7 protein-coding genes are annotated in these 6,378 nt (G+C 68.3%); 2 read left to right on the top strand and 5 right to left on the bottom strand.

Features of this window, described 5'->3' with window-relative positions; translation table 11 throughout:
• Positions 1-218: 218 nt before the first annotated feature.
• The 3 genes from OKJ99_RS41615 to thyX form a co-directional block, all read right to left on the bottom strand.
• Positions 219-1,904 (bottom strand): ribonuclease J, encoded by a 1,686-nt coding sequence (locus OKJ99_RS41615; protein ID WP_326023829.1) that lies wholly within the window; start codon positions 1,902-1,904, stop codon positions 219-221.
• Between the two features lie 147 nt (positions 1,905-2,051).
• Entirely contained in the window at positions 2,052-2,951 is a 900-nt protein-coding gene (dapA, locus tag OKJ99_RS41610) for a 4-hydroxy-tetrahydrodipicolinate synthase (protein ID WP_326023827.1), read from the bottom strand.
• A gap of 219 nt (positions 2,952-3,170) precedes the next feature.
• Complete coding sequence (gene thyX / locus OKJ99_RS41605) at positions 3,171-3,911, bottom strand: FAD-dependent thymidylate synthase (protein WP_326023825.1); 741 nt, start codon at positions 3,909-3,911, stop codon at positions 3,171-3,173.
• Between the two features lie 210 nt (positions 3,912-4,121).
• On the opposite strand from thyX, the gene OKJ99_RS41600 reads away from it, so the two are divergent.
• The gene (locus tag OKJ99_RS41600) at positions 4,122-4,361 is read left to right on the top strand and encodes a hypothetical protein (protein ID WP_326023823.1); all 240 of its coding nucleotides are present in this window, start codon (positions 4,122-4,124) and stop codon (positions 4,359-4,361) included.
• Between the two features lie 116 nt (positions 4,362-4,477).
• The gene (locus tag OKJ99_RS41595; RefSeq protein ID WP_326023821.1) at positions 4,478-5,032 is read left to right on the top strand and encodes a hypothetical protein; all 555 of its coding nucleotides are present in this window, start codon (positions 4,478-4,480) and stop codon (positions 5,030-5,032) included.
• A gap of 89 nt (positions 5,033-5,121) precedes the next feature.
• On the opposite strand, the gene OKJ99_RS41590 is transcribed toward OKJ99_RS41595, so the two are convergent.
• Together OKJ99_RS41590 and dapB are read right to left on the bottom strand one after the other, a co-directional pair.
• Positions 5,122-5,574 (bottom strand): tetratricopeptide repeat protein, encoded by a 453-nt coding sequence (locus OKJ99_RS41590; protein WP_326023819.1) that lies wholly within the window; start codon positions 5,572-5,574, stop codon positions 5,122-5,124.
• 9 nt (positions 5,575-5,583) lie between these two features.
• Positions 5,584-6,339: a 4-hydroxy-tetrahydrodipicolinate reductase gene (gene dapB / locus OKJ99_RS41585; RefSeq protein ID WP_326023817.1), complete on the bottom strand. Its 756-nt coding sequence runs from the start codon at positions 6,337-6,339 to the stop codon at positions 5,584-5,586.
• Positions 6,340-6,378 lie beyond the last annotated feature (39 nt).

Genomic DNA, 6,378 nt, shown 5'->3' with positions numbered 1-6,378 from the left:
TTCCGTTTCCGGTTCGGATTTCATTTCCGGTGGCCGTTGGAGGGCCTTTGCCTTTCGGCGGTGCCGACTTTATCAGAGATTCTGAGTCGGAATTTCCCGCCCCTGTCGGGGACTTGGTCCGGGCACCTGAGTGCGCCGGGTTCCCCTTGAGCGGAGCCGTAAACGTACTGGAGCGGGGCGCCCCGATGCAAATCGAGGCGCCCCGCTCCTTACGTGCCTCAGACCTCGACGACGACCGGAAGGATCATCGGGCGTCGGCGGTACGTGTCCGAGACCCACTTGCCCAGCGTGCGGCGGATGAGCTGCTGCAGCTGATGGGGCTCGACGACGCCGTCCTGGGCCGACTTCTCCAGGACGTCCTGGATCCTCGGGAGGACGGCGTGGAACGCCGAGTCCTCGATACCGGAACCACGGGCCTGGATGTTCGGACCACTGGTGATCTTGCCGGTGCTGGAGTCCACCACCACGAAGACCGAGATGATGCCCTCGTCCCCGAGGATCTTCCGGTCCTTGAGCGCGGGCTCGCCCACGTCGCCGACCGAGAGGCCGTCCACGTAGACGTAACCGGCCTGAACCTTGCCGGAGATCCTGGCCTTGCCGCCGACGAGGTCGACGACGACGCCGTCCTCCGCGATGACGATGCGGTCGTGCGGGACCCCGGTGAGGGCGCCGAGCTCGGCGTTGGCGCGCAAGTGGCGCCATTCGCCGTGGACCGGCATCAGGTTCTTGGGCTTGCAGATGTTGTAGAAGTACAGGAGCTCGCCCGCGGACGCGTGGCCCGAGACGTGCACCTTGGCGTTGCCCTTGTGGACCACGTTCGCGCCCCAGCGGGTCAGGCCGTTGATCACGCGGTAGACCGCGTTCTCGTTGCCGGGGATCAGCGACGACGCCAGGATCACCGTGTCACCGGAGACGATCCGGATCTGGTGGTCGCGGTTGGCCATGCGGGACAGCGCCGCCATCGGCTCGCCCTGGGAGCCCGTGCAGACCAGGACGACCTGGCTGTCGGGCAGGTCGTCGAGCGACTTGACGTCCACCACCAGGCCGGCGGGGACCTTCAGGTAGCCGAGGTCCCGGGCGATGCCCATGTTGCGGACCATCGAGCGGCCGACGAAGGCGACCCGGCGGCCGTACTCGTGTGCGGCGTCCAGGATCTGCTGGATGCGGTGCACATGGCTGGCGAAGGACGCGACGATGATGCGCTTCTGCGCACTGCCGAAGACGCCGCGGATCACGTTCGAGATGTCGCGCTCGGGCGGGACGAAGCCCGGGACCTCGGCGTTCGTCGAGTCGGTGAGGAGGAGGTCGATGCCCTCCTCACCGAGCCTGGCGAAGGTCGGGAGGTCGGTCAGGCGACCGTCCAGCGGAAGCTGGTCCATCTTGAAGTCGCCGGTGTGGACGACCATGCCCGCCGGAGTGCGGATGGCGACGGCCAGCGCGTCCGGAATGGAGTGGTTGACCGCGATGAACTCGCAGTCGAACGGGCCGAGCCGCTCGCGTTCGCCCTCGGAGACCTCGAGCGTGTACGGGCGGATGCGGTGTTCCTGAAGCTTCGCCTCGATGAGGGCGAGGGTCAGCTTGGAGCCGATCAGCGGGATGTCCGGCTTCTCGCGGAGGAGATAGGGGACGGCGCCGATGTGGTCCTCGTGCCCGTGCGTCAGGACGATGCCCTCGATGTCGTCGAGGCGGTCCCTGATGGACGTGAAGTCCGGCAGGATCAGGTCGATTCCGGGCTGCTCCTCCTCGGGGAAGAGCACTCCGCAGTCGACGATCAGCAGACGGCCTTCGTACTCGAAGACGGTCATGTTGCGCCCGATCTCACCGAGGCCGCCGAGCGGGGTGACCCGCAGGCCGCTCTTCGGAAGCTTCGGCGGGGCGCCGAGTTCAGGATGCGGATGACTCAAAAGACTCTCCTCAACCACGCGCGCCACGTACCTATGGGCACGTGGCGCGCATGACGTTCGTGCGATAGCAGTTGTGGTGGTTCCTGGGTCCTGCTGTTCAGTTGGTGATTCTGTTCATTCAGTTGTGAAGCTTTGCCAAGTCTGTGATCAGAGTTGTACCCCGCCGGCGGCAAGATCGATCTTGAGCTGGGCCGTTTCTTCCGGGGTGAGTTCCACGAGCGGCAGGCGCAGCGGCCCTGCGGGTACGCCCTGGAGGCCGAGGGCGGCCTTCGTCGTGATGACGCCCTGCGTACGGAACATGCCGGTGAAGACCGGGAGCAGCTTCTGGTGGATCTCCGTCGCCTTGTGCACGTCGCCCGTCGAGAAGGCGTCGAGCATGGCGCGCAGCTCTGGCGCGACGACGTGACCGACGACCGAGACGAAGCCGCACGCACCGACCGAGAGCAGCGGCAGGTTCAGCATGTCGTCGCCGGAGTACCAGGCGAGGCCCGAGCGGGCGATGGCCCAGGAGGCGCGGCCGAGGTCGCCCTTGGCGTCCTTGTTGGCCACGATGCGCGGGTGCTCGGCGAGCCGGACGATCGTGTCCGTGTTGATCGGTACGCCGCTGCGGCCCGGGATGTCGTAGAGCATCACGGGGAGTTCGGTCGCGTCGGCGATCGCCGTGAAGTGGCGGAGCAGGCCCTCTTGCGGGGGCTTGTTGTAGTACGGCGTCACCGTGAGCAGGCCGTGCGCGCCGGCCTGCTGGGCCTGGCGGGCGAGCTCGATGCTGTGGCGGGTGTCGTTGGTGCCGACGCCGGCGACGACGTGGGCGCGGTCACCGACCGCCTCGACGACGGCTCGTACGAGATCCGATTTCTCCGCGTTGCTGGTGGTCGGGGACTCGCCGGTGGTGCCGTTGACGACCAGGCCGTCATTGCCTGCGTCCACCAGGTGGGCGGCGAGCCGCTGCGCGCCGTCGAGGTCGAGTGCGCCGTCCGCCGCAAAGGGCGTGACCATGGCGGTGAGGACCCTCCCGAAGGGGGTCTGCGGAGTCGAGGTCGGAGCCATGGGTAACACGCTACTCGCTGCTCACTACCGGGTCCCCCCTCGGGGGATGCGATAAGTCGGGACGAATCGCCGACGGGCCTGACAAAGGTGGAGCCCGGCACTGCCTGCTCGGGGGTTCAAGCAGTGCCGGGTCCGTTTGATCAGGCTAGATGAACTTTATGAAAAGCCGCAATACGGACACTTCGGTCGGGTGCCCGTACATCTGTGCCGATGCCCGAACTACGGCGCCACACGGCCGTTGCCATTGAACGCCGCGTACGTGAGCGGCATGAGCGCGGCCCACTCCGCCTCCATCTTCTCGCCGACCATCTCGATCTCCCGCTGCGGGAAGGACGGCACCTTGGCGAGCTCGTGCTGCGTGCGCAGCCCGAGGAAGTGCATCAGCGAGCGCGCGTTGCACGTCGCGTACATCGACGAGAACAGGCCGACCGGGAGCACCGCGCGGGCCACCTCGCGGGCGACGCCCGCGGCCAGCATCTCCTGGTACGCCTCGTACGCCTGGCGGTACGAGTCCTCCATGACGCGGGTCGTCAGCTCCTGCTGGGCCTGGGTGCCCTCGACGAACACGTACTTGCCCGGGCGGCCCTCCTGGACCAGCTTGCGGTCGGCGTCCGGGACGTAGAAGGTCGGCTGGAGCTCCCTGTACCTGCCCGATTCCTCGTTGTACGACCAGCCCACGCGGTGCCGCATGAACTCGCGGAAGACGAAGATCGGGGCGCTGATCAGGAACGTCATCGAGTTGTGCTCGAAGGGGCTGCCGTGGCGGTCCCTCATCAGGTAGTTGATCAGGCCCTTGGAGCGCTCGGGGTCCTTCGACAGCTCGTCGATCGACTGCTCGCCGAGCGTCGAGACGCGGGCCGCGAACAGCACGTCCGTGTCGCTCGCGGTGTGCTTCACCAGCTCGACGGTGACATCGCCGAGGAACGTCGGCTTGAGGTCTTCAGCTGGGGTTTCGGTCATGCTGCCGGGGTCCTTCCCATCACTTCGCAAGGGCGGCGCCCACTCTACGGGCCACCACTGACAACGGGCATTCATGCGGTGATCTCCGGCGAACGGGAGCGAAGTTTGGTGAATTTGGTGAAACAGGGCACCCTTTGAGGCGATCGCTCGTCTGTGTAGATGAACACACTTTGTTCGAGCATCTTGAGTCGCTTGAGGAGACGCAGCCCCATGTTCCGTCGGCGCGAGCCCGTACCGTTCGCCTTCATAGCCGAAGCCGACCAATTCCGTAGCAACGTCACACCGCCCGAGCGCGAGCGTGCCTCCGCCGGGCAGCGCGCCGGACGCGCGCTCGTCGGCCTCACCGTCGTGGCCGGCCTCGTGGGCGCCCTGTTGATCGGGATGCCGGCCCTGTCGATCGATCAGACCACGCAGCACGTACAGCAGTCGGAGGCATCCGACAGTCGCTGACGGTCGCCACCTCGCACTGTCCCCCTCCGGCCCCCCTGGGGTGGAAGGCCGGTGCGACCCCGGATAGCCTCACCGGGCACTGCCCCGATACCGCGTGGACCGAGTGAGGACCCGTCGTGCCCCTGCCCTTCCTGACGGCCGACCGTGCTTTGGACGAGGCCGCGGACATCCCGCTGCCCTTCGACGACCGCGACCAGTGGCGCCGCCCCTACCGGCCCGGTCCCTACCGGGTGGGGGCGGCCGCGCTGCTGCTGCTCCTCGCGTCGTACGTGCTGTTCGCCTCGGTCATCATCGCCGTCGCGGGTGACACGTCCGCCGCGACGGTCTGCGGAGTGCTCGCGGTGCTGATCATCGCGTCGGCGCTGCGGCTGCTGCGCATGGGCACCTGGGTGAGCGCGCGGGGGCTGCGCCACGTCGGCTTCTTCTTCACCCGCACGGCGCCCTGGGAGCGGGTCGCCACCGCGCGTACGGTGCAGCAGCCCGTGCGCTGGCTCGGGCTGCCCCGCACCGTGCAGGGGCAGGCGCTGATCCTCGTACAGCGGGATCAGCAGGGGGATCAGACGACGCTGCTGACCAGTCACAGCGCGGACTTCCTGGGGCGGGGCACGGCGTTCGACCGGGCCGCCGACACCGTCGAGGTCTGGGCCGAGGAGTACCGCGCCCGGCACTGACGCACGCGCGCGTGGACGCACGACGAAGGGGCCGCACCGGCACGATGCCGGTGCGGCCCCTTCGTCTGTGGATCGGACGCCTCCGTGGATCAGGCGCCTACGGAGCGGCCTTCATGGAGTGCGATCGCGCGCTGCATCGCCTTTCGCGCGCGCGGGGTGTCCCGTGCGTCCCGGTAGGCGACGGCGAGGCGGAACCAGCAGCGCCAGTCCCCCGGTGCGTCCTCCGTCTCGACCTTGCGCCTGGCGAAGACCTCGTCGGCGGAGTCGCGGTCGATGCGGCCGTAAGTGTCGCGGCGGAGTTCGTCGACGGGCAGCCCGCCCTCCGCCTCCAGGAGTTCACCGAGCCGGTTGGCCTTGGTGACGAACCGGGTGTTCGCCCACAGGAACCACACGCCGATCACCGGCAGGATCAGCACCGCGACACCGAAGGTGATCGTCAGCAGCGTGCCCTGCTGAAGGAGCATCACGCCGCGGTCGCCGGCCAGGACGAAGTAGAAGACCAGGACGACGGCCGTGACGGCATACGTGATTTTCGCGCGCATCGCAGCAGGTCAGCCGTTCAGATCGAGGAAGTGTTCCAGGCCGAAGGTGAGGCCGGGGGCCGCGCCGACCTTGCGGGCGCCGAGCAGGATGCCCGGCATGAAGCTGCTGTGGTGCAGCGAGTCGTGCCGGATCGTCAGCGTCTCGCCCTCGGCGCCCAGGAGGACCTCCTGGTGCGCCAGGAGGCCGCGCAGGCGGACCGAGTGGACCGGGACGCCGTCGACGTCCGCGCCGCGCGCTCCGTCGAGCGCTGTGGCCGTGGCATCGGGCGCGGGGGCGCTGCCCGCCTTCTCCCGCGCCGCCGCGATCAGCTGCGCGGTGCGGGCGGCCGTGCCGGACGGGGCGTCGACCTTCTTCGGGTGGTGCAGCTCGATGACCTCGACGGACTCGAAGTACGGCGCCGCCGCCTCCGCGAACTTCATGGTCAGGACCGCGCCGATGGAGAAGTTCGGGGCGATGAGCACGCCCGTCTCCGGGGAGTCCGCCAGCCACTGGTTCAGCTGCGCGAGGCGCTCGTCGGTCCAGCCCGTGGTGCCGACGACGGCGTGGATCCCGTGACGTACACAGAACTCCAGGTTCTCCATCACCGAGTCGGGCGTGGTCAGTTCGACCACGACCTGGGCGCCGGACTCGACGAGGACGTCCAGCTTGTCGCCACGGCCGAGGGCCGCGACCAGCTCCATGTCCTCGGCCGCCTCGACAGCCCGTACGGCCTCGGAGCCGATGCGGCCCTTGGCCCCGACGACCGCCACGCGCAGCTTGCTCATGATCTCCCAGTTCCTTCGGTGCGTACTGAAATGCGTACG

The sequence above is a fragment of the Streptomyces endophyticus genome, assembly GCF_035798155.1.
In the GTDB taxonomy this organism is placed as follows: domain Bacteria; phylum Actinomycetota; class Actinomycetes; order Streptomycetales; family Streptomycetaceae; genus Streptomyces; species Streptomyces endophyticus.
The sequence above is the reverse complement of the archived record's forward strand: the minus strand, read 5'-3'. Positions and strand labels throughout refer to the sequence as shown.

Bases quoted from the DNA above. Each gene is read 5' to 3' on its own strand.
- dapB (WP_326023817.1), bottom strand. From the start codon at position 6,339: ATGAGCAAGCTGCGCGTGGCGGTCGTCGGGGCCAAGGGCCGCATCGGC.
- OKJ99_RS41590 (WP_326023819.1), bottom strand. From the start codon at position 5,574: ATGCGCGCGAAAATCACGTATGCCGTCACGGCCGTCGTCCTGGTCTTC.
- dapA (WP_326023827.1), bottom strand. From the start codon at position 2,951: ATGGCTCCGACCTCGACTCCGCAGACCCCCTTCGGGAGGGTCCTCACC.
- thyX (WP_326023825.1), bottom strand. From the start codon at position 3,911: ATGACCGAAACCCCAGCTGAAGACCTCAAGCCGACGTTCCTCGGCGAT.
- OKJ99_RS41600 (WP_326023823.1), top strand. From the start codon at position 4,122: ATGTTCCGTCGGCGCGAGCCCGTACCGTTCGCCTTCATAGCCGAAGCC.